The organism is Ferrimonas senticii DSM 18821 (assembly GCF_000422665.1).
Classification (GTDB): domain Bacteria; phylum Pseudomonadota; class Gammaproteobacteria; order Enterobacterales; family Shewanellaceae; genus Ferrimonas; species Ferrimonas senticii.
The window spans coordinates 317,171-343,843 of sequence record NZ_KE383899.1 but is presented as its reverse complement, the minus strand read 5'-3'; the positions used below and the strand labels follow the sequence as shown (position 1 = coordinate 343,843).

The 26,673-nt window shown below is 50.9% G+C and carries 20 protein-coding genes, 1 tRNA gene and 1 pseudogene; 9 read left to right on the top strand and 13 right to left on the bottom strand.

Annotated features, from left to right (window positions below):
* Positions 1-90 precede the first annotated feature (90 nt).
* On the top strand, positions 91-1,128 hold the full coding sequence (locus G506_RS0116690) for an IS110 family RNA-guided transposase (RefSeq protein ID WP_028116867.1): 1,038 nt from the start codon (positions 91-93) through the stop codon (positions 1,126-1,128).
* A gap of 236 nt (positions 1,129-1,364) precedes the next feature.
* Here the strand turns inward: G506_RS0116690 and G506_RS20765 are convergent.
* Positions 1,365-2,539 (bottom strand): IS3 family transposase gene (locus G506_RS20765; protein ID WP_156904929.1). Its coding sequence is split into 2 segments (ribosomal slippage): positions 1,365-2,284 and positions 2,284-2,539, totalling 1,176 coding nucleotides; the frame shifts between segments, so codons are not numbered across the junction.
* Positions 2,540-2,594: 55 nt separating this feature from the next.
* Here G506_RS20765 and G506_RS20760 point away from each other — a divergent pair.
* Positions 2,595-2,903, top strand: a pseudogene (locus G506_RS20760) (transposase); the annotation flags it as partial.
* Between the two features lie 129 nt (positions 2,904-3,032).
* Positions 3,033-4,031 carry an NAD-dependent epimerase gene (locus G506_RS0116680; protein ID WP_028117865.1) on the top strand — a complete coding sequence of 333 codons (999 nt, stop codon included), beginning with the start codon at positions 3,033-3,035 and terminating at the stop codon, positions 4,029-4,031.
* 224 nt (positions 4,032-4,255) lie between these two features.
* Here the strand turns inward: G506_RS0116680 and G506_RS0116675 are convergent, their stop codons facing one another.
* The 8 genes from G506_RS0116675 to G506_RS0116640 all read right to left on the bottom strand — a co-directional run bounded on the left by G506_RS0116675 (position 4,256) and on the right by G506_RS0116640 (position 14,146).
* Positions 4,256-5,422: a nucleotide sugar dehydrogenase gene (locus tag G506_RS0116675; RefSeq protein ID WP_028117864.1), complete on the bottom strand. Its 1,167-nt coding sequence runs from the start codon at positions 5,420-5,422 to the stop codon at positions 4,256-4,258.
* Between the two features lie 231 nt (positions 5,423-5,653).
* Positions 5,654-6,868, bottom strand: a complete 1,215-nt coding sequence (locus G506_RS0116670) for a site-specific integrase (protein ID WP_028117863.1) — start codon at positions 6,866-6,868, stop codon at positions 5,654-5,656.
* Between the two features lie 551 nt (positions 6,869-7,419).
* Positions 7,420-8,679, bottom strand: a complete 1,260-nt coding sequence (locus G506_RS0116665; protein WP_028117862.1) for a hypothetical protein — start codon at positions 8,677-8,679, stop codon at positions 7,420-7,422.
* Positions 8,663-8,941 (bottom strand): hypothetical protein, encoded by a 279-nt coding sequence (locus G506_RS0116660; RefSeq protein ID WP_028117861.1) that lies wholly within the window; start codon positions 8,939-8,941, stop codon positions 8,663-8,665. Before G506_RS0116660 ends, G506_RS0116665 begins: the two co-directional genes overlap by 17 nt.
* An 87-nt stretch (positions 8,942-9,028) precedes the next feature.
* On the bottom strand, positions 9,029-11,602 hold the full coding sequence (locus G506_RS0116655) for a tyrosine-type recombinase/integrase (protein WP_028117860.1): 2,574 nt from the start codon (positions 11,600-11,602) through the stop codon (positions 9,029-9,031).
* 3 nt (positions 11,603-11,605) lie between these two features.
* Positions 11,606-13,084, bottom strand: a complete 1,479-nt coding sequence (locus G506_RS0116650) for a hypothetical protein (protein WP_028117859.1) — start codon at positions 13,082-13,084, stop codon at positions 11,606-11,608.
* Positions 13,085-13,561 carry a hypothetical protein gene (locus tag G506_RS0116645; RefSeq protein WP_156904928.1) on the bottom strand — a complete coding sequence of 159 codons (477 nt, stop codon included), beginning with the start codon at positions 13,559-13,561 and terminating at the stop codon, positions 13,085-13,087.
* 66 nt (positions 13,562-13,627) lie between these two features.
* Positions 13,628-14,146, bottom strand: a complete 519-nt coding sequence (locus G506_RS0116640) for a hypothetical protein (protein WP_028117857.1) — start codon at positions 14,144-14,146, stop codon at positions 13,628-13,630.
* Between the two features lie 932 nt (positions 14,147-15,078).
* Here G506_RS0116640 and G506_RS0116625 point away from each other — a divergent pair.
* From G506_RS0116625 to wecA, 3 genes are all read left to right on the top strand, one after another.
* A complete protein-coding gene (locus G506_RS0116625) occupies positions 15,079-15,393 on the top strand; it encodes a helix-turn-helix transcriptional regulator (protein WP_028117856.1) in 315 nt (104 codons plus the stop codon).
* A 474-nt stretch (positions 15,394-15,867) separates the two neighbouring features.
* Complete coding sequence (locus G506_RS0116620) at positions 15,868-17,067, top strand: AAA family ATPase (protein ID WP_028117855.1); 1,200 nt, start codon at positions 15,868-15,870, stop codon at positions 17,065-17,067.
* An 856-nt stretch (positions 17,068-17,923) separates the two neighbouring features.
* Positions 17,924-18,979 carry a UDP-N-acetylglucosamine--undecaprenyl-phosphate N-acetylglucosaminephosphotransferase gene (gene wecA, locus G506_RS0116615; RefSeq protein WP_028117854.1) on the top strand — a complete coding sequence of 352 codons (1,056 nt, stop codon included), beginning with the start codon at positions 17,924-17,926 and terminating at the stop codon, positions 18,977-18,979.
* Positions 18,980-19,131: 152 nt separating this feature from the next.
* On the opposite strand, the gene galE is transcribed toward wecA, so the two are convergent.
* Entirely contained in the window at positions 19,132-20,151 is a 1,020-nt protein-coding gene (gene galE / locus G506_RS0116605; protein ID WP_028117853.1) for a UDP-glucose 4-epimerase GalE, read from the bottom strand.
* 279 nt (positions 20,152-20,430) lie between these two features.
* On the opposite strand from galE, the gene G506_RS0116600 reads away from it, so the two are divergent.
* The 3 genes from G506_RS0116600 (at position 20,431) to G506_RS0116590 (ending at position 24,237) form a co-directional block, all read left to right on the top strand.
* On the top strand, positions 20,431-21,582 hold the full coding sequence (locus G506_RS0116600) for a PilT/PilU family type 4a pilus ATPase (protein ID WP_028117852.1): 1,152 nt from the start codon (positions 20,431-20,433) through the stop codon (positions 21,580-21,582).
* 71 nt (positions 21,583-21,653) lie between these two features.
* Positions 21,654-23,408 carry an ABC transporter transmembrane domain-containing protein gene (locus tag G506_RS0116595; RefSeq protein WP_028117851.1) on the top strand — a complete coding sequence of 585 codons (1,755 nt, stop codon included), beginning with the start codon at positions 21,654-21,656 and terminating at the stop codon, positions 23,406-23,408.
* Positions 23,409-23,529: 121 nt separating this feature from the next.
* Entirely contained in the window at positions 23,530-24,237 is a 708-nt protein-coding gene (locus G506_RS0116590; protein ID WP_051202215.1) for a DUF481 domain-containing protein, read from the top strand.
* A gap of 67 nt (positions 24,238-24,304) precedes the next feature.
* Here G506_RS0116590 and G506_RS0116585 read toward each other — a convergent pair whose 3' ends face one another.
* The 3 genes from G506_RS0116585 to G506_RS0116575 form a co-directional block, all read right to left on the bottom strand.
* Positions 24,305-24,571, bottom strand: a complete 267-nt coding sequence (locus tag G506_RS0116585) for a hypothetical protein (RefSeq protein ID WP_028117849.1) — start codon at positions 24,569-24,571, stop codon at positions 24,305-24,307.
* 64 nt (positions 24,572-24,635) lie between these two features.
* Positions 24,636-24,722: transfer RNA gene (locus G506_RS0116580), tRNA-Leu, on the bottom strand.
* A gap of 159 nt (positions 24,723-24,881) precedes the next feature.
* Positions 24,882-26,558, bottom strand: coding sequence for a methyl-accepting chemotaxis protein (locus G506_RS0116575; protein ID WP_028117848.1), 1,677 nt, complete (start codon positions 26,556-26,558; stop codon positions 24,882-24,884).
* Between the last annotated feature and the right edge of the window lie 115 nt (positions 26,559-26,673).

The following is a 26,673-nucleotide window of genomic DNA, read 5'->3' as shown; positions in this document are numbered from 1 at the left end:
TGATGTGATGGACGCCCCTCCGTGAAACGGCGTCGTAATGCGCCAGAATTAAGCAGTTGAGTTGCTTAATTCGCTGAAGGAGCGTCCACCATGAAGATTAAGGTAGTTGGTATCGATCTAGCAAAAGACATCTTTCAAGTTTGTGTCTTACGTGAAGATGGCAAGGTACAACGGAACAGAAAGGTTCGTCGGAATAAGTTGCTGCATGAAGTCCGTCAGCTTCCGGAAGGTACGCTAATCGCAATGGAGGCTTGTGCCTCTTCTCACTATTGGGCTCGTACCTTTAAATCCATGGGCTATAAAACAGCGCTCGTGCCGGCTCAGCTAGTAAAACCTTTCACGCGCAAACAGAAGAACGATGCCAATGATGCTTTGGCGATTTGTGAGGCTGCTGAACGGCCAGAGATCCACCTTGTGGAAGTCAAAACGGTTGAGCAGCAAGACATCAAAGCACTGCGCTGTGTAAGGCGCCGTATCGTTGAGCATCGCACGGCGATAGTGAACCAAATTCGTTCGTTGTCTGCAGAATACGGTGTCATATTCCCACTGGGCATAAAGCGGCTCAGAGAAACTCTTCCGGATGCATTGGCTGATGACGAGAATGGGTTTTCAAGGATCCTCCGAAGCTTGCTAAGTGACCTTTTGGATGACCTTCGCATGCTAGATATCGATGTCACAGCTTTAGATCAGCAAATAGATCAGCTTTGCAAACAGCAACCCGGATACTCAGAACTTATGTCGGTTCCAGGATTTGGCCCAGTTATAACTTCTGCATTGGTAAGTGAGATCGGTTCAGGCGGACAATTCGCAAATGGCAGACAATTAGCCGCCTGGTGTGGGTTAGTCCCTAAGCAGCAAAGCTCTGGAGGTAAGCAGATGCTGGGAGGCATAACGAAACACGGAAACAAGGAGCTTAGGGTTCTACTTATCCACGGTGCGCGAGCAGTACTTCGATTTGCAGATAAACGTGATGACCGACTCGGGCGGTGGCTCAGACGGCTAATTGAGCGCCGCGGCAAGAATAAAGCAACCGTCGCATTGGCCAACAAACTAGCGCGCATCGCCTGGGGCGTATTGAACAGCAAGCAGCACTTTGATGCCCGCTTGGCGTTTGCGTCCAACACTTAGCAGGAGACTTAGCTGACAGCAAAACCTGAGTTTGCAAGCACTGATGAACTAACGGTTACCCGTCCCTGGGAAAACCTATCGTTGACCAAGGCACGATGATGTCGATGTAGTGATAAGGAACCAGGGTTCGGATTTCATCATGGCGCGGTACGATAGCAGTACCATATTGACGCCGGATATATGGTCGCGAACCAATCTTCATCAAAGCTTGCTGCTAACGGGGCGTCCATATATGGTCAACAAAAAGTGGCCACAGTTTTAGAGCTTTTCCAGTATCGCCGTTCTGACTCATTGGGGGATAACCCACCGTTGTAATGATGTGGCCTGGTCTCACTGTAATACCCGACCACATAATCTGTGATTGAGCGTTTAGCCTGCTGAAAACTGGTATAGCCTTTCTTTGGCACCCATTCTGTTTTCAATGACCGAAAGAAACGTTCCATTGGTGCGTTGTCCCAGCAATTGCCACGCCGACTCATGCTTTGAATTAACTGGCAACGCCAGATGCATTGGCGAAATTTAAGGCTGGTGTAATGACTCCCTTGGTCTGAATGAAACATAACTCCTGACGGATATCCTCGGCTTGCAAAGGCCATCATCAGTGCTTTGCTAGTTAAGTCGCTGTCTGGCGAATATGACATAGCCCAGCCAACTGGCTTTATACCGAATAAATCCAGCACGACAGCTAGATAGGCCCATTTAGTACCAACCCAAATATACGTAACATCACCGCACCAAACTTGATTGGGTTCGACCACATCGAACTGACGATTAAGCCTGTTCGGTATACCTAGATGTTCCTGACCGCTAGGCTTATAGCGATGCTTACGGGTCTGATTACTAACCAAGCCAAAGCGCTTCATTAGTTTTGATGCGCGATAGCGACTTAAACTATAACCGTTGTTTGTGGCCACTTGCGCGATGGTTCTGGCACCAGCCGAACCGCCACTTTGACGATGGATAATGCGAACTTCGCATTCCAACTTAAGTTGGTCGCCAGTAGGCACATCCACGCGACCAGTCCATTTGCGATAACTGCTGCGATTTACCCCAAATATGCGGCAAAGCTTGGTTACCGCATAGCTCTGCTTGAGTTTCTCGATTATCGAGAACGCTGCAGGGTGTCTGTCATCAAGAGAGCTGTAGCCTTTTTTAGAATTTCTTTTTCTTCCTGAAGCTCAGCAATTTTCTTCTTCAACCTCATGATTTCGCGCTGTTCTTCGGTGATCGGTTTGGCTAATACCGGTTTTCCGGCTTGCTCATCCTTCACCTGCCGAACCCACTTGCCAAGTGTGGAAATGCCAGTGCCAAGGGCTACAGCAACTTCTTTAACCGAGCGACCATCCAGAACCATTTGGACCGCTTCCATTTTTAGCTCTGCACTACGGCGTTCGCGAGTTGTTTTTGTCATGGTGTCACCTGTATTTGTGGTGAGGTGATGATATCACCTCTTATCAGGTGGCCACTTTTACTATGCCACTACAGAAAAAGCGAAAGCATTCCATCTGGCTGTGGTTACAGGCGGAGGCCCAGGTTGTGTTGAACACCCGTACTTTAAATGGGTTAACACCATGATAAGTAATGTGAAAAACTCAATGCACGGTACTTACCATGCAATCGCGCTGAAACACCTACCTCGATACTTGGCTGAGTTCAGCTACAAATTCAATCGACGCTTTGATTTACCACGGATGATTGACCGTTTGTTGTACGCCAGTGCGCGAACAACGCCGATGCCGAATCGGCTCTTAAAACTAGTTGAGCTTCAGTGGTAATCAGGTAATGCTTAAGGTTCAGCGTATGAGGGAGTATAAGATCACACTCGGATTAGCTGGTCAAACAAGCATTGGTGGTGCTCAAAAAACATTCACAATCTCGCCCTGGTATTTTAAATTAGGTGTTTTATGAAGATTTTAGTAACCGGCGCTGCCGGATTTATCGGTAATTTCGTTACCGAACGTTTATTAGAACAAGGCCATTACGTGATCGGGTTGGATAACCTGAATGATTACTATCAGGTTAGCCTTAAAGACGATCGCCTAAAACGCGTGGAACATTTCGAAAATTTTGAGTTTGTTAAGATTGATTTGGCAGATCGTGAAGCAATTTCTGAACTGTTTGCTGAGCATAAATTTGATCGTGTAGTGCATTTGGCAGCACAGGCTGGTGTTCGTTATTCCATCGATAACCCGATGGCATACAATGACTCCAATTTGACTGGGATGATGACTATTCTCGAAGGCTGTCGTCAAAATAACGTCGAGCACTTAGTCTACGCGAGTTCTTCTTCAGTGTATGGCATGAATAAAGAAGTGCCGTTTTCTGAAACTGATCGGGTCGATCATCCAGTTAGCCTTTATGCGGCGACCAAGAAAGCCAATGAACTGATGGCCCATAGTTATAGTCATTTATATAACCTTCCGGTTACTGGTTTGCGTTTCTTTACTGTCTATGGTCCTTGGGGACGCCCAGATATGGCAGCCTATAAGTTTGCTAAGAAGATCATGGCCGGTGAAGAGATTGATGTTTATAACCATGGTGACTTGAGCCGTGACTTTACTTACATCGATGACATCGTTGAAGGAATACTGCGTACCTTAGATAACGTACCAACAGGTGCGAGTGGGAATGCCAAGTACGACAATGAAGCGGTAACGCCCTACGCGCTGTATAACATTGGTAATCACCAGCCGGTGAAGTTGATGGAGTTCATTAGCACACTGGAAGAAGCGCTGGGCGTTAAAGCCAAGCTAAACATGATGCCAATGCAGCCTGGTGATGTTTACACCACCTACGCTGATACAGACCAACTTCAGCAAGCAGTTGGTTTTGAACCTAATACTACGCTTAAACAGGGTTTAACTGAATTTGCTAATTGGTTCCGAGATTACCACAACGTGTAACCGTTGAGGTTTCGGCCTGTACATAGACTGGACCTTAAGAGAAATAGAATATAAATCAACCTGAAGCTGATGCGATTTTGTTCGGCTTGAGGATTGAAACCAATCGTTACCGTGCGGGGATTTTATCCAAAACTCCTTAAGGTTCAGTGTATGTCGGCCTGTAAAGAAAGAGCCCAGTTCGGCCGCCTGCCGAACTGGGCTCTTTGCGTTTTTGTACTGAATTTTTAATCGTTGCCAAACAAATCGCGGGTGTACACCTTATCTGCGATGTCACGAATGTCGTCTGTCAGGCGGTTAGCTACTACGACATCACACAGCTGTTTGAACTCGTTGAGCTCGTTAATCACGCGGGAGTGGAAAAATTCGGACTCTTGCAGCACTGGCTCATACACTACCACCTCAATCCCTTTGGCTTTGATGCGCTTCATCACACCTTGAATAGCTGAGGCACGGAAGTTATCGGAGCCGGCTTTCATGATCAGGCGGTGAATCCCCACGACCTTGGGGTTTCGTGCAATGATGGCATCGGCCACAAAGTCTTTGCGGGTGCGGTTGGCATCAACAATGGCTGAGATGATATTGTTGGGCACGTTTTCGTAGTTGGCACGCAACTGCTTGGTGTCTTTTGGCAGACAGTAGCCGCCGAAGCCAAAGCTTGGGTTGTTGTAGTGGCTACCGATGCGAGGATCAAGGCCAACACCCTCAATGATTTGACGCGCATTTAAGTTATGAGTTTCGGCGTAGCTGTCCAGTTCATTGAAGTAGGCTACGCGCATGGCCAAATAGGTGTTTGAAAACAGCTTAACCGCTTCGGCTTCGGTGGCATCAGTAAACAGCACTTGCACGTCTTGTTTGATGGCACCTTGCTCAAGCAGGCTGGCAAATACTTCAGCACGCTCGCTGCGCTCACCTACGATAATGCGTGATGGGTATAAGTTGTCGTAAAGCGCTTTGCCTTCACGCAAAAACTCTGGTGAGAACATCAGGTTATTGCAGTTAAAGCGGGCTTTGACTTCATTGGTGTAGCCTACCGGCACCGTGGATTTAATGACCATTACCGCATCTGGGTTAATGGCCATCACATCTTGGATCACCGCTTCAACGGATTTGGTGTTGAAGTAGTTGGTTTGCGGATCGTAATCGGTTGGTGTCGCGATAATGACATAATCGGCACCAAGGTATGCGTGTTGCTTATCCAAGGTCGCCGTGAAATTCAGCTCTTTATTCGCCAAGAAATCTTCAATTTCGGCATCAACGATCGGCGATTGCTTGTTGTTAAGCATCTCGACTTTTTCGGCAATGATATCGATGGCGACCACTTCATTGTGTTGCGCCAACAGCATGGCGTTGGATAGTCCCACATAGCCGGTACCGGCAATGGTGATTTTCATAGAGCTTGTTCCTCATGAGATCGTTATTGTGTTGGGACTCTCTCATCCCTTATTGTGGCCAAGATCATACCCATTGGGGGCTCATTCTTCTATGACGCAATCGACGAATAATCTTCGCCAAAACAAGTGTTTTTCGTGAAAAGGTGAGCTGCGCTTCTAATTAGGCCTGTGATAACCCAGCCATAGCGTGCAAAGTAAATCCTCTGGCGTTTGGCTGGGCCTATTGGCTTGTTAAGGCGCAGCTTGACGCACCACCTGCTGCTTGCTCATCAACTCAGTAAAGGCATTACCGTCACGGCCGGTGGCGTTGGCCACGTAAGGGGCGTAGACATCGAACAGCAATTTCGTGCTGCTGTGACCGAGCATTTGCGAGATGTAGGCTGGGTTTTCGTGGGCCGCAATGTGCAGAACTGCGGCGGTATGGCGAGTTTCATAGGGGCGGCGCTTGGCAAGGCCTGCTCTTTTTAGAGTCGGATACCACAGGTTGCGACTGACGTAATGGGTGCTCAGCGGGGTACCAATGGGCGTGGTAAACACAAACTCGCGGTAACGTTCATGGTTGCTGCCTACGCTGATGTTAGCTGCAGTTTTTGCGTCGATGATCCGTGTTAACGCTTGATAAACCGGCTCTGTCATCCGTAAGTCACGACGGGACTTGCGGGTTTTCACCACCGTCAGTTTGTCTTTGACCCAGTTGTGGCGAATGCGAATGAGCTTGTGGTCAAAGTCGATGTTTTCCAGTTGTAAGCCGTGCACTTCGCAGCTGCGCATCCCAGTAAAAAAACGCACTACGTAATAGTCGTGCCACTCTGGGGTGACGTGCGTCAAAAAGCATTTCACCTCCTCAATGGTTAACGGCTTAGAATCTGCGGGATCCTGGCGCAAGGGCTTGTAACGGGTAAAGGGATAACGAAACTGCAATTCGTCGGCGGCGCGTCCCATTACGCTGATCAGCTGCCCAACAATATTGTTGATGCGGGCGGGGGCTAAAGCCGGTGTGCCGTTCGCTTTGGTTTGCTCAGTCAGGGTTTGCCGAAAGCGCTCTAAGTCCACTAAGGTGATTTCATCAATGATGGTGTTGCCAAAGCGGGGAAACAGATATTTGTCGAGGTTGATTTCAACCGTGCGGGCGTAGGTGTCTTGCCAGCGCGGTAGCTGACGCTGAAACCACTCCCGAGCGTAACTATCAAAGTAGGGCATCCGCCCTTCGGGATTGCGCTGTCGCTCTAACGCTTCAAATTTGGCAATTTTCTTACTTTTTGGAAAAAAGTCACGATAGCTAAAGGTGCCCAAGGCGATTTGCGCGTTGATCTGCTTTAGCACCGCTTTGCACTTTTTCAGGTTGTTGGGCGTGGCGGGCAACTTCGAGGTTTCTCGAAAGCGTTGACCGTAGATGTGCAGATCATACTGAATGATCCCATTGGGGCGTACGCGGATATTGGCCATGACTGGCGCTCCATCAAATAGTTCTGTCCCTATCCGATGGAGGCACATACCCCTCATACCTGAAGCTGCAGATGCGTTGACTGCGCTCACTCCCCCCAATCACATAGCCGGTCTATGTTCATGGCGATTCGTTCGCTTATCGCCTTGCTGCAACGCCAATTATTTTGAGTATATAATGCGCCCATCGGCTGGACGGGGTTTAACGACACTGCAGCCGATACGGGGTAGGGCGGTTGCCGCCGTCCTACTCCAACTGCTTCATTTCTTACCGTAAACGTTTGTCCCAATAACCGCACTGCGGATGACTATTGGTTAAAACGTCACCATTAAAAGCTTATCGCATACTGGATCTTTGTCCAGTCATCGCTCACCTCCTCGTCATTATCGCCTGTGCAATGTTAATCCGCGCTTGGCACTGGGCGCTTGTTGTTGACCGCGACGACCATTGCTCGCGGCCAAGATAGCGCTTCACAGCTCAACCTTTATGGCGGTACTTTTTTCAGCAAATTGGGGCTTTCACTGCCGCAAAGAGCATGAAACAACCGTTCTAATTACGAATAGGGCGAACTGGTCATATCAAACAGACTGGTTTGTCCCCCAAGTTGCCCATTCCCCTGCGCCTGTGCGTTTTCATATCGGGCAATGGCTTCGGGCAGTTGTTCGGGATTGGGGATTAATGGCAATGTCACACAGGCGTTTAAGTGTTTACCTTGTAGGCAAATCACCAATCCAATACTCTCGTCTGATAAACGATTAACCTGCAGGGTCGCAATACAGTCATCGGTCACGTTACCGAGCTTTAGCGCGAGCAACTGGCTCATCGGCACCAGATAGAGCTGGCTGGTGGGCGCCGTCTCCGGTGGGCTTTCGCAATGAGGGATCACCTCCAACCATTTGGTCATATGATGATGCTCGCTGTCGACAAACAGCATCAGTTGATTTTGATGAATCAACAAATTGGCATAGGGGATACTTTTTACGTCCAGTGTTGTTTGGTAACGTTTTTTTTCGCTGGAAAGGCTTTGAGTTCTTATTGGGATGCGTGCTAACTCTTCGGTTACGGTTTTGGCGTTATCGGCGTTACTGACGTTGAATATCTTTTGGGTATAACCGTTGGCATGGCTTATTCGCAGCTGGTCATTCATTTGGGTGATGCCGACAATCTCATTGCCATTATCTAGTGCATCTTGCAGTACGGTTAAGCTGTCGTAAGGCAGGGTGACTTCGGTTGCTAATGCACCAACCGCCTCGCAGTAGACCGAGTTGACCATGCTGCCACGGTAAAATTCGATAACGCGTTCGTTTGGCAGCAACCGGATATAGTCATAAGGTGGTTGCCGCTTGCAAATCGTCAATATTGAATCCAGTTCAGTGTGATTGAGTTGATTTTCCTGCGGTTGTGGTAATTGCAACAATGCCTCATGCTTTGCAGGCACCGACATCGCGTGGGAATGGCGCAGTTTGTTGGTGCTGTTAGTGGCAAAATGTACCGTGATTTGGTCGGCGTGTTTGATGATGTCGATGCCCAATTCGTTGGTCGTTTCGCTGTTAAGTATCGTCTGCATCAAATCAAAGCAGGTGCTGAACTTATCGATATCAATTGGCGTCACCCCTGCCAGATCGATGAACAGCATGCGATGGGCGTCAGGGTTGCTGATCAGCAATTGCAACTGCTGCTCGGGCCAGTTAAACACCCAAGTTAGCATTTGGTGGCCCTCTTTAGAGCGCATCACTCCTACCTTGAGCAATTCGCGCAGTTGGCTGATGAGCTCTCTGGACAGTGCCAGTGCGATGTTATGGCGTGTTGTCATGATGGTCCTCCTGATGAAAAATGGTGCAGAAAAAGTCTTGGTAGTGCGGCATCAGCGCCGCCGTGGTTAAAGAAAATCTCAGCGTGACAATCAACCGACTTGAACCTGATGCGAGGCGTTCTACCTTGATGCGCGAAGCGCTGTTAGGCAGATGCAGGGCGATGCGATCTAGCATCTTCTGTGGTTTGGTTTTGCGGTTGAGCTGCAGCGTGATGTCACAATCGGCCAACGCCAGCACGGCGGAGCCACGCAAGGTGGCCAACGATTTAAGTTGCCGCTGTTGGCATGGCCCCTGCCACTGCCACAGGGGTGGTTGTGATGACTCCTGTTGCTTGATTGCTACAAACGGCTACAAGGCCTTGGACTGCGCCGCTCGTTGTTTGGAGCTTAACGCTATTGCGTAAGGGCTTTCGCTTTGAAGCCAATGCTGGTTAAAGGCGGCCCAGTCAAGCGATGGCATTTGCACTGCAGGTGGATGGGGCACAGCAGCACGGGTGCTGTTATCCAGGTGCATCAGCAAGTAATCCAACAGCGTGTTGTGACTTTGCTTGGTAAGTCTTTCATGCCACTGAGTAGCCCAAGGTGCTGGAATTGGTGCGTTTGGGGCGCCCGCTTTTTGGAAGTCACGGCAAACGTAATCGAGTAGCCGCTGCTCATTGACCAAAACCCGATGGCGTTGAGCCGATTGCTGCACTGCATTGCTCGCGGTATTGGATAGCGCCGTTAGATGGCGGCTTAAATCATTGGATCTGGGGCGAAGCCCAAAGATAAAGCGCAGCGTTACTTTGTTGTAGAGGCGATCGCTGGCAAACAATACCGGGCGTAACCATTCATGGCCGTGCAGATAGCTTTGGCGTGTGGTGGCGAAGTGGCTATGGCCTAACTGTTTGCCGATCTGATCGGGCAGTAACGCTTCATTAAGCGCTTCAGGCTTTCGCTTGTCGAGCCAATACAAAAAGCGTAGGTCTCGATGCGTCTGCTCAAGCACGCTGCCAGTTTTCGCCGGTTCGATGGATTGGGCCGAGCAGAACAACAACCGTCCCTGCTGAGTCAGCAGCAGGGCGCCACTGTGGCGCAAGTGGTGAAATCGCAGCGCCTCGCCGCCGATCTTTTTAAGGGCACGAGTTATCGGTAACAGATAGTGCTGGGCGCGTGCATTGAGGCTCTCGTCCTCAAAGCCAATGATCGGACTGGCCGGCAGGCTCCCTTGCTTAAGTCGCAACAGGTGATGCAGCAATTCGCCCTGTGCTTGGGGCACGGAAATCGGCACCGTTCTTGATGTGCCGTTTTTGGTGCGGCCCTCGGCGGTGTTGCAAACGGTTAAGGTAAAGCCAGTGGTATTGGTGCCAGGATAGGGGACGAGATCTTGATGGCGTAGGCGCAGCAGCTCGCCACGTCGCAATGCCCCATGAAACGCTAAAATCACCGCTGCGGCCGCAAACAATCGCTGGATCATGGGGGCGTTTGGTGCGTGTAACAACAGGGTGATTACCTGATCTAACTGCACCTCGCTGATGCAGTTGGGATTGACCGACGGTGGGGCCAATGGCGACTGCAGAGACGTTAAAGTTAAGGCGTCGGTTAATCCATGTTCGGCAATCGCTTGCAAAAAATAGTAAAGGTGGCGCTGCTGTGAATGGCAGTCGGCGCTGTCGTAAAGTGTTTGAGCCCATTGGTTTAATGCGGTTTCGTCGCAGCACTGTGCCAGAGACAATGGAAACTGTTTGGCAAGTGAGCTCATGCTGAGGTATTCATTGATGGAACTGGCTTTTAACGCCTTGCCGCTGGTGCCCCCTTCAGTTATCAGAGTTTGGGTATAGAAGAACAGCAGGTAGGGCAGCACATTATCAGGATCCAGTGGTGGCGGGGCAGCCAATTGCGCTTGGACAGCCTGCTGGTCGTTTTTGGCGTGCGCCAGACGCAGTTCCTCGTGCGGCCAACGTTGGCGCGGCGGCGGTTGGCGGCGCGAGTCACATGCGCTTACCGGATTGGGTAGCGGCGCGTAGATCTCGGCCTGTTGCGTCGCTGAAAAACGCTTGGGGGCGTCGGTTTGTTGGTGCCAGTTCAATCCCAGCGCACAGCTTAGATAGGGGTTGCGCCAGTCTTCCAAGTCGGGTCGACTGAACTGGTGTACATGAAACCAAAAGGCTTGCACGATTTGGTGGCATTTCAGCTCGCACAGAGGATCCCAAAACAGTGGCGTTTGGCCTAGCACGGCATTGATCTCAGCCAACAGAGTTTTGCGAGTTAACGGTGCATACGACAATCGGTTTTGATGCTGGTAATGGTGTTGCAGCAGGCGATAGCCGAGCGCATCGAGCGCGTAGCTAGCGCAGTGATCTTCGCCGTTGGCCAAGGTGGCGTTTGGCAGGGGAAAGTGCAGTAAGGGGCGTTGCTCGCGCCCAATCTGCAAGGCGTCTGGGTTGTTCAGCACGGAGGCCCACAGCGTCAGCGACAGTGGCGCTACATAGAGCTGCAGATACAACACGATGTGGCCGGTCGTCAGCATCAAGTTTCCCAGTGCCGCTGTGAGGCTTTGCTCAAAGCCATGGACTAAATCAGCAATCAACCGACCATAGTTACTGAGGGTGTTAAACCAGCGCTGCTCTTGTTGGCGAAGCTGGTTGGTGATCTTCTGTGGTAACTGCCATTGCTGCGCCTGCAAATAGCCGTAGATGACCTTAAGCGCGGCTTGGTAACGGCTGCTATCGGCGCTGTCGTACTTGCTTATTACTCGGGTGAGCTGTCGCTGAGCCTTTGCGGACAGCTTGGGCTGCGACTGCTCGGTCGTTGCTTGGCATTCCAGTAGCAGCGGGCACTGTTCAAGTAATGTGCGAATGTCGGCCTCAGGCACCGGCGCCGCTGCCTGTTGAGGTTGGCGTAGAGCTATGGCGCGTGCCAATTCGGCTGGGCTATTCAGCATCGGTCAACAAACTCCTAAATGGCTGGTTAGGCTGTCCAGCGCGGTGATGATGCGTTGGCGTGAATCGGGGGTATGCCAGCTCACATCATATTGTTCGCCGTCGTGGTAGTGCCCCATGACCTTGGCGATCAACTGTTTCGATTCGCCCAGCTCTTGCAGACCTTGCGCACAGGCATGGCGCAATTGATAGGGCACGATGGCATCAGAAAATTGACGCAGATACGCCCTCAATGCTTTGGACGTTAACGGCGTAGGCTGGCCCAAGTCGTCAACCAGCATCAGCAGCGGGCGATGATTGTCGGTGTGGTTTGGCGGCAATACCTGTTGTTGAAGCTGCAGATATTGATCGATTCGGTCGGCTAAGAAGCGGTTGATATACAGTGGTCGCAGCTCGCCTTTGTCGCTTACGCTGGCCATCGGTCTATGCCAACTGGCGGCTGATGGCGACACTTGATTGGTTGGACGCATGCCACTAAGTGCGATGGTTTGCAGTGCCAGTTGCATGGTACGAGCGTTGAAATAACCCTGATGTTGCCGTTTGCTGCCGCGCTTCGTCGGTTTTAGCTGTTTGACGCTGGCGTTGATGGCGCTAAAAATTGCGGGAACGATGCTCAGGTCAATCGCTCGCTTACCGCCGATGATGGCATCAGGGATCTCTTCGACGGTGGGGGTGCGTTTAATGGCAAAAATGCGATCTTTATATTGTTTGTGATGTTTTGGGGCGCTCGGTGTGGTGCGATTTTGCAATCGTTTGCCATCCATGGTGAAAAGAAATTGATATTCAACCCCCGCTTTTACCGCCGCTTCCGATATGTTGTGGAAGCCTCGGTTATACAACTCAAGAATTTGGTGGCGACAGCGACTGATGTCTTCCCGTTGATAGTGGATCGCATGGCGATGGTGCAGTTTGTCGCTGCCAAACAACACCGTAAAGCTAACCACATTAAAGCGGCCATCCGAGCGGGCCAAATTGAGCCAAAAAGCGTTTAGCACCGACTTGCGTGCTAGCTTAAACTGCGTCGAGGAGGAACCTCGGTGACGTTGCCTCGCCCGGATTTTGGTCAGCAGGTGTGTGGCCTGGCGAGCGCTGAGTAGCGGCTGGCCGTTTCGGAGTTTGCTGATGATCTTATGGCAAAAAACATGGATCGCTTCGGGAAGCGGTAGCCAGATGTAATCGATTCCATCGCGATGCACGCCATGACTGAATTCTGTCCAACTGACGGTGCCATCGAAACTGGTTCGGACTTGGCCATCGGCGCATGGTGTGACGTTATTGCGAACTTTGACAAATTGCAGCAATTGCTCCTCGGTTAAGTCATTCGACAAGCGATTTTGCAGCCATAAAATCAGCCAAACGACCATTTCTTCCGGGGACAAGTCCTTATTCATGCGTCGCAGCGAGTGCATGACGTGGGTGTAGTCAGGTGGCGGTGAACCGGCATTATGGCTGCGATTATGCTTGCGAATGTGGCTGCGACTCATTTAACGCCCTTTTTGTCGTTGACAGAAATTACTGCGATGGCAGCGAGCTAACTTGGCTAAACGGGCACCGCACCGAACGTTCGGGTTGCGATCAGAAAGTTGCCGTTGTCGTTTGCCAATGGTGGCGTTTGAGGCGGTATCGCCAAGGCCATTGTTTACGGCCGGATTGATGATCAACTGGGTTTCAATCTGCTGTTGTTTGGCTTGTTCACAGGTCGCTGGAACAATCAGCAGCAAGAGAGTTATGTGGCGGAATTTAGGAATGAGCTGCAGCGAATTCAGTAATGGGCTGGGCTTGACTAGTTCAAACTGTTTGGGGTTGTTGGCGCATTGAAAAACCGCAATGGGATGGCTGTATAAGTACGTTTGAAGCTCGCTGGTGGTTAATTCCGCCAGATCGGTGTGCGGCGCGAGGCAGGGATCGTCGGCGGTTAATTGTTCGGCATAAGGCGCCACTTGGGCCGTAAATTTTGCCAATGGTACTCTTCGATATCGCGGCTTGCTTGCTGTGGATTGCATGGTCAACATTTGCCCTCTTTGTGGTTATTGGTGGGAAAAACGCTCAGCGAGCTCCAGATTATGTGCGGCGATGTGTTCGAGCTCCTCATCCGATAAGGAATAACCGCGGTAACCGCGGGCAAGGATTTCCCGCAGCTCCAGCTTGGTAATATCGAAGGCAAACCCTTGCTCGTAGCGATGCCGAGGCTGGCGACAAAGCAACTCCTCAATGATCATTCGTTCCTGTGCTGGGCTGTTCGAGCGATATATCTGTACGGGAATGGGGGTATCGGCGTATTGCTCGGATTTCGCCAGAACGAACAATTGCGGGGTGGGTATCGCCAACGTAGGCCTGCAGTTGGGCTCGGCCAATACCGGCGTTGGATATCGCTGCAGATCGGCTTTCAACCGTTCAGGCGCGTTGTGCAATTGATGTAGCGCCGCTGACTCGTTTGAATGCTCGTGTTGGGTTAACAACAGGGCATACTCTGGAACCTCTAATTGAATTGAAGAGGCCGGTAAGATTGCCGGTTGGGCGTTGGGGATCGTTGTTGAGTTAGCCATAGGGACTCCAAATTGGGATGTAAACGGCGGCGGTTTTGTCGCCATCCCCTTAACGCTAACTCGTAAATTTTTGCCTTTTCTGCAGTGAACGTTGTTAATTTCATACGTTCACGGTGTTTTTTTTAAAATTTATGGTTTTTGGGCGCTTAGCGCGGGCAAAAACGACGCGGCTGGATACCGGCATAAAAAGTGGGGCGGTTCCGCCATTGCCATCGTGTTGAGTCTTCGTGGCAACAGACTTGGAAAGTCAAACGCTGCAGTGGTCAACATGTGGTGACATCGTAAAAGTGGCCACGGTTCTAGTGCTGATCGTTGGGGGAAAGGGCGAGAATTGGTCGGAAGTGTTTGCGAAGTAAAAATGTTGCGCTGGTGGAGGATCCGATTGCGGAAATGCATTTTGGTCTGCAGATTATCGGCAGCAGCATTGAGCAGAAAATTGCTCAATAATGGTTTGTTATCGACATTCTTGAGCAATTAATTGCTCATTTTTTGATTGATGTAAGTTTTGAGCAAAATATCACTCACATTGGTTAAGCATGCTAACCATCCAAATCCAATCTTAATGGCCACTGGCACGACGCCGCTGAATTGCTATTGGCCGATGAGCATCAGACTCAGTGTGGTGTTGGCTATACCATCAATCATGCGCTTGATTGGGAGGGCAATGGGGCACTTGCCGCTGTCAGTGTTCGTCATCCTGTGGCGTTGATGCACCAATACCAACAACCGAACTGGTTGCCATTTCTGGAGGATATTATTCCGGCTGGTGCGGCTCGGCGGTACTTTTAATGCCGCAATAATTGCTGGATGCCCTTAAGTCAACGGCGCTGCGACTGGTTGGTCTAAAGCAACGATAATCAGAGCGTGGTAGGCCAGATCGGATCCTCAATAGGTATGGCTTTCGACCACTTAGACAGCAAACTGGAGCAATAATGGTGACTGATTTAGCCCAATTGACCGCTGCAGAGCGGGCGGAGTTACTGGCGCAACTGCTTAGCCAAGTGTACCTGGGTACATTAAGTTACGGGCAACTGTTGGCAACCTTGCGCAAGCGCTTGTTGGGCATGTCCCAGCAACAATATGCCGATAGAGTCGGGATCAGTCGCCGGACGTTATCTGATATTGAGCGCGATGTGGCCACCCCATCGTTTGCGGTGATCAAGAAGTTGTATCGGCCGCTAGGGCTGCAGGCAGGATTGGTACCAGTGCATAGCGAAACCCTTAAAAGGGCAGTAGAGAAGTTGTAAACCTCAGTCGTAACCGAACTGCTAGTTGAACTTTGTGCTCAATGAGGCTCCACCAACGCGGCGCTAAGTGACCTCGAAGCGTTAAAAGTGACTTCAACCGCACCATGCATTCGGTGGCTGCACTGGGTAGGTTGGGATATTCAGGTTGCCTCATCTTTAACGATCGTTTGGTCACGATAAAGCGACAATTAGCTTGGCTGGTTGATCTGATAAATTTCAGCACTGCAACAGGGACATTAACGCCGTCATCAATTTCAAAGCCGCTGGGCAAGCGGCGTTAGCCTGTGGAGTCTGAGTAAGCCCAACGCCGTTAATCGGTTGAGGCATTGGTCTGTGAAACAGGAAACCCGACAGGTGACTGTTAGGAATTCACTTTATTTAGGGGGGAGGATGTCAATTGACAGTTTGAGGTTATCGGCAGTTGACTAAGTTGACAAACACGGCCTATAACTCTGTCAACTTAACCTAACCTATGTGATTCGTTTAACGGACAGCATTATTAACCCTTACGCGCCAGGGGCTGGCGAACCACCTCAGACGCTGACTGGTCGAGATGAATTGTCAGCGATGGCTAATGTGGCAATTGCCCGTAAAAAAGCTGGTAGAGCCGCTCAAGGGTTGATTTGTATTGGTTTGCGCGGTGTGGGCAAATCGGTGCTGCTGGAGCAAATACGGCAGCTGGGCAAAGCGCATCAGGTCAATTGCCTTCATCTAGAAGCACCAGAACACCAATCTTTGCCGGCAATGCTTATCCCGCAACTTCGGATCGCGTTGCTGGAACTCAGTCGAAACGAGCAAGCGAAAGCGCTGGCTATCCGAGGTTTAAAGGCAATTGCCGGGTTTGTTTCGGCGTTATCCGTCACCTTTGGCGATATTCAAGTCGGAGTCGACTTCGAGCCCGAACCTGGTTTGGCTGACAATGGCGATTTGAATGCCGATTTAACGGCATTGATTGAAAGTGCCGGAGAAGCAGCGCAAGCGGCCGGATCGGCTTTACTTATTCTAATTGATGAACTGCAGTATGTGGCGGAAGCGCAACTCGCCGCCTTATTGGCTGCATTGCATCGAGCCAATCAGCGGCGGTTGCCGGTGATACTGATAGGCGCAGGACTATTGTCGTTAAGAGAAAAAGCGGGAGAGGCCAAAACCCACGCGGAACGTCTGTTTGCTTATCGCGAGTTAGGGCCGCTGGATCGGACGGCGGCAACGCTTGCGTTGTGCCAACTTGCGGCCGAATTAGGGGTCGAGTTTGCCCCTGAAGCCATTGATTATTTACTCGAAATCACCGGTGGCTACCCTTACTTTATCCAAGCGTGGGGCTTTCAGGTGTGGGAAGAAGCACAGGTATCGCCCATTAGCCTCGCAGATGCCAAGCAAGCCACTACGTTGGCACTAGCTAAACTGGATGAGGGGTTCTTTCGGGTGCGGATGGATCGTTTAACGGAGCGCGAAAAAGCGTATCTATTTGCGATGGCGCGCTTGGGAGATGGGATCCACACTACCGGTGAGATCAATACTCAGTTGGGAACCACCCCAAGTGCTTCCTCATCGATCCGCAATCAATTGATTGAAAAAGGGATGATTTGGTCACCGCAGTACGGCAAATTGGCCTTTATCGTACCGATGTTTGCTGACTTCATTCAGCGCAATTACCCCTGTTCGACATCAAAATGAGGCCGTTATGTGGACATGGCAGCAGCAAGCTCAGAAGCATTAGAGAAGCGTCAACCGGCCAACTTAATTGACGCGGAACCGGGCAAGATAGTTGACGCTCGATAGTCCGTCAGCTCGGCTTGGCGTTGCGTTTATTATCTGAATTCAGGGGTGAGTATGTTTATCGCTATGACCTTATTAACGCTGAGCTGAAGCAACTTACTGATCATGCCACCATTCGAGATAATAGCTGTGACTTGTGGGGTGTAGTGATCTGATCCTCGACACCGGAGCGGTCGATCACATTGATATTCTGACGCTGCCCCTGAGTTTCCCCAAACCCATTCGTCGTTGTCGATAGCGCATTCCCTTTGCAATAAGTTGAATTGGCGCAACCGTTAACCTCAGAGATCTGGCCTGACAACGGGATGTTTGTGTGAGTTTTGCGCCAAGGGCTACGTGGCGATGCGGCGGCGGTTTACCGGTAGGCTGAGCCATTTTTGAGACGTAATTGGTGCGGGATATTCACTCAAATGCGCCAGTTTGAGACGACTAGCGGCCCCTGAAAATCGACATGAAAAGTCATTTGGCTGTTTAAAAACAATGACTTAACGCTGGTTTTGCTTTGGTGGTTGCTCAAAAACCATCCGGCCGGCCGAATATGTGCGCTATTGTTCGCCGTTGTCAATGGCAATGCCTTGGCGTGACCGATATAATTTTGACCTACCAACTTATACTTTTACGTTCACCATTTAATAGTTGTCAATGGTAATACCTTGGCGCAATCGATATAATATTTGACCCATAAATTCATATTTTAACGCTTACAATTCTGAGATTTGTGGCACGCTTTTGGTAAATTTAAAGGTTTTATCTCATGGACTTCTCACTTGCGATTGTATGGACATTTATCGCATCGTACGTTGCTGTTCGCATCGCAAAACCGGTGGCTTACCGGATTGGTCTGGTCGACAAACCTAACGAACGGAAACACCATGAAGGGGCCATTCCCCTAGTCGGTGGCATTGCAATCTTTATTGGCGTAATGAGTGGTATTCAAATTTTTCTGCCAGATCACCCATTGCTTAAATTGTATTTGCTTTCGGCGGCGATGATTTTGCTATTGGGGGTGCTGGACGATAAGCATGACCTGAAAGTGTCGCATCGCCTTGCGGTGCAATCGATGGCGGCGGGGATCATGATCTTTGGTGGCGGACTGTATCTGGAAACGCTTGGAACGATTTTAGGATTCTTCGAATTAAAGCTTAGCTTTATTGGGATCTTGGTGACCATCATTGCGGTGATTGGGGCGATTAATGCCTTCAATATGGTTGATGGTATTGATGGTCTGGCGGGCATGTTAAGTATCGCCACGTTCCTCGGATTGGCAACGCTGTTTGCGTTGGCAGGCAATCCAGTGTGGGCGATCCCAGTGCTGTTTGTTACGGCCATCTGTGCGTATCTGACGTTTAACCTTGGCTGGCCGGTTCGTAAGGCCAAAAAGGTGTTTATGGGCGATGCTGGGTCGATGTTGATTGGTCTAACCGTGGTGTGGTTGCTGGTCTATGGTTCGCAAGGGGACAGCCCGGCGTTTCGTCCGGTTGTGGCGCTGTGGGTCATTGCTTTGCCGCTGATGGATATGGCCGGCATTATGATCCGCCGCGTTCGTAAAGGACAAAGCCCGTTCAAGCCCGATCGCGACCATTTGCATCATATCTGTATGCGCGCAGGATTAACGCCGCGTCAGTCTTTAGCGGCAATCAGTTGCACCGGTTTGTTATTTATTGCCATTGGAGTTGCCGGTGAATATTTTAACGCGCCGGAATGGGTGATGTTTGTTGCATTTATTTTACTATTTGTTAGCTACAGTATGGCACTGCAGCATATTTGGCGAGTCGTAACTTTCGTACGGCAATTGCGCGGCCAGTCATAAGTTTTACAATGGTAAAAAACAAAGCGCCCAGTGCGGTAATTGGCCGGACTGGGCGCTTTGTGTTTTGGCGTAAAAATTTTATTAATCGCTAAAACATCAGGCTGTTTTCAAAACATAAGTCATTGCGGTAATCGACACGCGTTAACACCGGTTTATTTGGCATAACCATTGGGGTTTTGTGATTGCCAGCGCCAGGTGTCTTTGGTCATCTCTGCAACCCCGCGGGTGGCTTGCCAACCAAGTTCTGCGGCCGCAAGGGTTGGATCGGCATAACAGGCGGCGATGTCGCCGGGGCGACGGTCGACCAGTTGGAATGCTACCGCTTTGCCGCTGCCTTGTTCAAAGGCGTTAACCATCTGCAATACGCTGTAACCGACGCCGGTACCAAGGTTGTAAATCACCACGCCCGGTTCTGATTTCAGTTTCTGTAGTGCCTTTAAGTGACCGATCGCCAAATCGACCACATGGATGTAATCGCGCACACCGGTGCCGTCGATGGTGTCGTAGTCACTACCAAACACCGACAGTTGCGCCCGTTTACCAACCGCGACTTGGCTGATAAATGGCATCAGGTTGTTGGGAATGTCGTTAGGATCTTCGCCGATAAGGCCGCTTTCATGGGCTCCAACTGGGTTGAAGTAGCGCAGAATGGCGATGTTCCAGCGATTGTCCGATACGTACAGGTCCTGCAGCACGCGTTCGACCATGTACTTGCTGGTGCCGTAAGGATTGGTGGTCGCGCCAACGGGGAAATCTTCTTTGATCGGTAATGAGGCCGGATCGCCATATACGGTTGCAGAAGAGGAGAACACTAAGTTAAACACGCCGGCGTCGCTCATCGCTTGGCATAACGACAGTGTGCCTTGGACGTTGTTTTGGTAGTAACGGATCGGCTGGGCGACCGATTCACCGACGGCTTTTAGGCCAGCAAAATGGATGACTGAGCCAATCTGGTGCTTAGCAAAGATCTCTGCCAGTAATGCACTATCCAGGATATCGCCTCGATAGAAGGTCACCGCTTTGCCGGTGATCTGTTCGACGCGACGTAATGATTCTTCAGAACTGTTGCTTAAGTTATCCAGTACCACTACGTCATCGCCGGCGCTCAGCAGTTCGACCAGCGTATGGCTGCCGATATACCCGGCACCGCCGGTAACTAATACCTGTTTCATGGGATTTCACTTTTCCGCTGTTTAACCCAATAAGGGGCATGATTGGGCACTTATTGATTGACCATAGTATTACATAGCCAAGTTCAGGCGTCTTTGGCCGGAATGTGACTGTTCGCCCAGTTGTGTAGCCCCATGGCAAATCGCAAGTTATTTGCCCAGCAAAGTTAACTATTTACGCAATAAATTCAATGGATAAAACATCAGATAGAGGTTGATGGCGGCGAAATGTGCCGGATGGTTCATCTTTATTACGTTCAGTATTTCAAGGATGAAGTCATGATTGAACTTAAACCGATGCTGCTACGTCTGGCCGATGAGGACGGTTCCGATCTCTACTTAACTTTGGGCTCAGTACCGATGGCAAAGTTTCAAGGCAAGCTGCTGCCGATGCACGATGAGGTGCTGGATAGAGCGACACTGGAGCGGATCGCCATGGGGCTAATGGACGCCGAGCAACAAGCGGCGTTTGCGCGGGATCTAGAGATGAACTTAGCGGTTGGCTTTGATGGCCGTGGGCGTTTTCGGGTCAATATCTTTCAGCAGCGCAACGCCATGGCGATTGTCGCTCGTAATATCAAAACAGAGATCCCCCGCTTTGAAGACTTGCGTCTGCCAGAAGTATTAAAAGAGGTGATCATGAAACAGCGCGGATTAGTGCTGTTCGTTGGTGCGACTGGCTCGGGTAAATCGACGTCGCTGGCCAGTTTGATTGATCATCGTAATCGCCATAGCGATGGCCATATTATCACCATTGAAGATCCGGTTGAGTACCTGCATCCCCATCATCGCTGTTTGGTAAATCAGCGCGAAGTCGGGGTTGATACTCGTTCGTTTCATGCGGCGCTGAAAAATACCCTGCGCCAAGCGCCGGATGTGATTCTAATCGGTGAGATCCGCGATCGCGAAACCATGGAGCACGCGCTGGCTTTTGCTGAAACCGGCCATCTGGCGATCTCGACGTTGCATGCCAATAATGCCAACCAAGCGCTGGATCGGATCATCAACTTCTTTCCTGAAGAGCGCCGAGCGCAACTGCTTAACGATCTTGGTAACAACCTGCAGGCGTTTGTGTCGCAGCGGTTAGTGCCGACGGTCGATGGCAAACGCTGTGCGGCGGTAGAGATCCTACTCGGCACCTTAACCGTGCGCGATAAGATCAAAGGCGGTGAAAGTGCCGCGCTTAAACCGATTATGGAGAAGTCAAAAAACCTTGGTATGCAAACCTTCGATGGTGCACTCATTGATTTAGTGCAAGAGGGAAGAGTGGATGAAGCAACGGCGCTTAAATACGCCGACTCGGCCACCAATTTAAAACTGACGCTGAAGCTGATGCGTGAAGGCGACAAGATCGCCAATGCCGACGATTTAGGGCTAGAACTTAAGCCATTAGAGTTACCGGAGGACGGTGACGACGACGGCGGTTTGTCATGACGGCGGTCTTGGTTGTTGCCGCGCTGACCTGATAAGGTGGCAGCCATCGCTTGCTACGGCTGGGCAATGTTATGGCGCAATTTTCATCGGTTCTGGCTTGGCTTTGGTCGCTGCTTAGGCCTCATCGTGGTCGTGCAATACTGGCGGCGTTGGCACTATTGGCGGGATCGCTGACGTGGTTAGCGATGGGGCAGGGGGTCAAATATCTAGTTGATGCTGGTTTTGGGGAAGCCGCCGCAAGCGCTGGTAGCGGCGCCATTGACCAAGCGATGGGTCTGCTACTTGGCTTGTCGCTGATTGGCGCGATCGCTGCCTTTTTCCGTTTTTATCTGATGACTTGGCTTGGCGAGCAGATCTGCGCAGACATTCGTCGCCAAGTCTATGCCCATCTGCTTCGGCTGTCGCCGCAGTTTTACCTACATACCCGCACCGGTGAGGTGATCTCCCGCTTCACCGCCGATACCACCGTCTTGCAAAACGCCGTTGGCATGAGTTTTTCAATGGCGCTGCGCTCTGGTGTTACCGCCATTGGCGGCATCGTGATGATGCTTTACTCCAGTGCTGAACTCACCCTGTATGTGCTGCTGGCCGTACCGATGGTCTTAATCCCGATAAAGTTGTTGGGCAAACAAGTTCGGCGTTATTCCAAAGCCAGCCAAGATAAAGTCGCAGCCATTGGCAGTCATGTTGATGAAAGCCTGCATGCGATCCATACCGTGCAATCCTATGGTCATGAAGCACACGATAGTCAGCGTTTTAATCAACGTATTGAGGCGGTGCTAACGGCGGCGTCGAAGCGGATCTATTATCGAGCTTGGTTGCTATCGAGCGTGATGTTACTGAGCATTACCGCCATTACTTTGGTGGCATGGCGCGGTGCCTATCAGGTGCTTAGCGGCGCCATGAGTGCCGGTGAGATCAGTGCGTTTTTGTTCTACGCGATGATCACTGCCGGCTCAGCGGCCACCATCAGTGAGGTGGTTGGTGAGTTACAGCGGGCCAGTGGCGCAGGAGATCGCCTATTGGAACTGCTTAACAGTGCGGTAGACATCGTCGCACCGGCTAAGCCGCAATCTCTGCCGCAGCCAATCCAGGGAAGCTTAACGCTTGAGCAGCTGTGCTTTGCCTATCCGCCGGAACCACAACGCTTGGTGCTGAATGATCTTTGCCTTACCGTTGCCGCTGGCGAGCGAATTGCGTTGGTCGGCCCCAGTGGTGCCGGTAAGTCGACGCTGTTGCAACTGTTACAGCTTTTTTATCGGCCAACGTCCGGTCGGGTGCTGCTCGATGGCATCGATATTAATCAGTTAGATCCGCACTTGTTGCGTCAGCAATTTGCCTTGGTACCGCAAGAGCCGGTGATCTTCGCTGGCAACGTTTTGGAAAACATTCGTTATGGGCAACCGCAAGCCAGCTTGTCGCAGGTGCAAGCGGCCGCCGAAGCTGCCGGTGTGGCCGAGTTTGTGGAAGCTTTGCCTGATGGCTATCACACCGAACTTGGGGAGCGTGGTGTGCGCTTATCTGGGGGGCAAAAACAGCGGGTGGTAATTGCTCGGGCGATGTTGGCAGCGCGGCCAATATTGCTGCTTGATGAGGCCACCAGTGCGCTAGATAGCTTAAGCGAACAATTGGTGCAGCAAGGTTTGGAGCAACTGATGCAGGGACGGACCAGCCTGATTATTGCCCATCGATTAGCAACGGTACTCAGCGCCGATCGGATTGTGGTACTGAATCACGGCCGCATCCAAGCCATTGGTACCCATGCAGAGCTCCTTAAGCAGAGTCCGTTATACGCCGAGATCGCGCAGTTGCAACTGTTGGCCTAACTCGGCGTGTAAACCATTAAGACGGCTGTCTGTAGAGTTAACCATTTGCAATCAATGTTGGTTTTATGTTGGTTGTGGCACAATCTTCTCGAACAGAAGTCGAACTCATGGAGAGTTATCAATGAAACGGATTTTGCCGATTACCTTGGCACTGTTGCCAACGTTGGCGCTGGCGGAAAACAGTGCCGAAGCCGAATTGGGCGCCACCATCACTTCCGGTAACACCGAAAGTACCAGCATTTTGGCCAAGTTTAATGGCAAGCACATTCGCGGCGACTGGACCAACAGTTACAAATTGGAAGCGCTTTACAGCGAAGATGACAACGAGCGCTCTGCCGAGAAATATTTCGCCGAAGCCAAAACTGATTATCCTGCTACAGGGCGGCACTATTTCTTCGCCTTGGTAAATGGTGAAATCGACAAATTCTCTGGGTACGACTATGTCGTCAATGGCGTTGCCGGTTACGGTAATCGCCTTATCGATACCGAAGTACGCAAACTGAGCTTTGAGATTGGCCCTGGTTACGCTTACAAAAAAGTAGATACCGACATTACCCCAGATGGGGAAGATGAAAACGATCTGATCCTGCACGTTAAAGGCGAATACCTGTGGCAGTTTTCCGATAACGCTGAGTTCAAACAAGTGTTGGGATCGGATATCGCATTTGATGGTGCCACCATCAGCTTCAGTGAAACCGCGGTGGTTGCCAACTTGGTGGATTCACTGGCGATGAAAGTGTCGTACAACGTTAAGCACAACAGCGATCCTGTGGGTGACACTAAGAGCACCGATACCATCTTGGCGGCCACCTTGCTGTATAAGTTCTAGCGATCGCTTGTCGCCGCTCCAGATAGCAAAAGCCCCAGCACGTTAGGCTGGGGCTTTTGCTATCGGCTTACTTGTTTGCGTCTACTGGCTTTTCAAAGCACATCACCGCAGCGGTGTTGACCTTGTTGCCGGTGGTGTATTCCGACACATAGGCCAGTGACCAGCCGTCAAACTGCTCCAGCTCTTCATTCATGCTGTTGCTGGTGCTCAAGCTGACGCAGCGGGTTTGCATGCCGGCGTTCTGGTAATCACGCATCTGATTGGTAACGTTGGCACCAGCACAGCCGCCCAGCAGGGTAGTTAGGGTAACTACAGTCAGAGGATTTTTAATCATTATTAAGTTTTCCGTTGGCATACGAAAAAGCCCCAGTCTTTCGACTGGGGCTCTCTCTGCGATTTGGTACCGGGAGGGGGACTTGAACCCCCAAGGTGTCACCACCGGCGGATTTTGAATCCGCTGCGTCTACCAATTCCGCCATCCCGGCTTTGTGTGGTGGATTATAGGGGGCACAGAAAAACGCGCAACCCCCTAATGGCTTGTTTGCTCAGAAAAAGCTCGATTTGCATGGTGGTTGTTGATTAATGCATCGTTTTTGCCAATGTTCGCAACCATATGGCATTGGCCGTTGCCATCCTGCGCTGGATTACGCTTTAAATTGACCAACCAACTGTTGCAGCAACTGGCCGGATTGCTCCAGTTGGCTGGTTACTTGTTCGGACTCTTCACTGGCTTGCACTAACTCACCAACGATGTCGCGGATCGCCACCATATTGCGGTTGATCTCTTCGGTTACCACGCTTTGCTGAGTCGCTGCGGTGGCAATCTGCATGGTCATGTCGTTAATCTCATTCACCGCACCGGTGACTGACGTTAGGTGGCCGGTGGTTTGCTGTGATGCTGCCAAGGTGGTTTGGCCGTTGGCTTGACTGCTGCTCATAGTGGACACCGCTTGCGCCACCGACTGCGCCAAATTATCGAGCATCTCTTTAATCTCGATGGTGCTGGTTTGAGTGCGACTGGCCAAGCTGCGAACCTCATCGGCGACCACGGCAAAGCCGCGGCCTTGCTCGCCAGCGCGAGCGGCTTCGATGGCGGCGTTCAGTGCCAATAAGTTGGTTTGCTCGGCAATTTCACCGATCACCCCCAAAACACTGTGGATTTTGGTCGATTGTTCAGCCAAATGCTGCACATGCTCGGCACTGAGTTCAACTTCATGCACCAGGTTGTTGATCGCCGACATCGACTCGGCCAGATTGCCCTGGGCATCACAAGCATCGGTGGTGGCAGTGGCGGTGGCGCTGGCGACGCTGGTGGCATTGCAGGCGATCTGCGCGGCGGTGGTGTTCATTTCGGTCACCGCCACCATGATCTGCTCGGTTTCGCTGTTGTGGTGGCTCAGTTGCGCCACCAGTGCCCCAGCTTGGCCGCGCATCACGATTACCGCATTAGCCAACTGTTCGGTGGCGGTCGCCATCTGTCGAACCGTATGCTGTAGCTTGTCAGTAAATTGGTTAAAGGCGGTGCCAAGCTCGGCAATTTCATCATCGCCGTCGACGATCAGTCGCTGATTGAGATCGCCGTCGCCTCGGGCAATCTCTTGCAAGCTTGTTAGCATCGCATTCAGCGGTTGCACCATCCGTTTGCAGGCGAGCCAGATCAGCAGCAGCGCAATCACACTGCAGATCAGGGTAATAATCAGATTGCTCAGTTGCTCTTGTTGGCTGTGCAGGCCAACTTCAGCGGAAAATTCGGCGGCAGCCACATCGATGGTATCGATATAAATGCCGGTACCAAACCACCAGTTGTACTCATTTAGCGGTAAAACAAAGGCGATTTTTTCGGTTAATTCAACGTGGCCTTTCTTTTGATAGAAATAGGTTGCCGTGCCGCCACCGGCTTTGGCTTGGTCGATCAGTAATTGAATAAACGGCACCCCATTGGGATCTTTGGCGTTATATAAATTGGTGCCTTCCAGCTCTGGTAGTAATCCATGAAATAGATTATTGCCATCCATGTCGTACAGATAGAAATAACCACCATCGCCAAATTCCACGCCGGTTAATGCTTCGCGAATTACCTCTAATGGCGCTTGTTCGGGGCGAGCTTTAATTAGATTACGGATCGATTGCAGGGCGATCTCGGTGGCATCCCGCACCTGTTCTAACTTCTCTTGGCGCAGATCGTTGCGATAGCTGGCCAGCATCGCCTGATCACTTTGCTGTTTCAGATACCAAGAGCCTGCGGCCACGGCAATCACAGTAAGCAGCAGCGGTAGGCATGCCAAAGCCAGCATTTTCCCTTTTAACCGAAGTTTGAACATGATGATGGTTCCTTTGAATTCTGCTTCCACGGCAGTGGCAATTGCGATGTTTCGCGCAGCACCGTAATGAGTCGGCAAATCGAAATTGATTATGGTGGTTATCGACAATATTGGT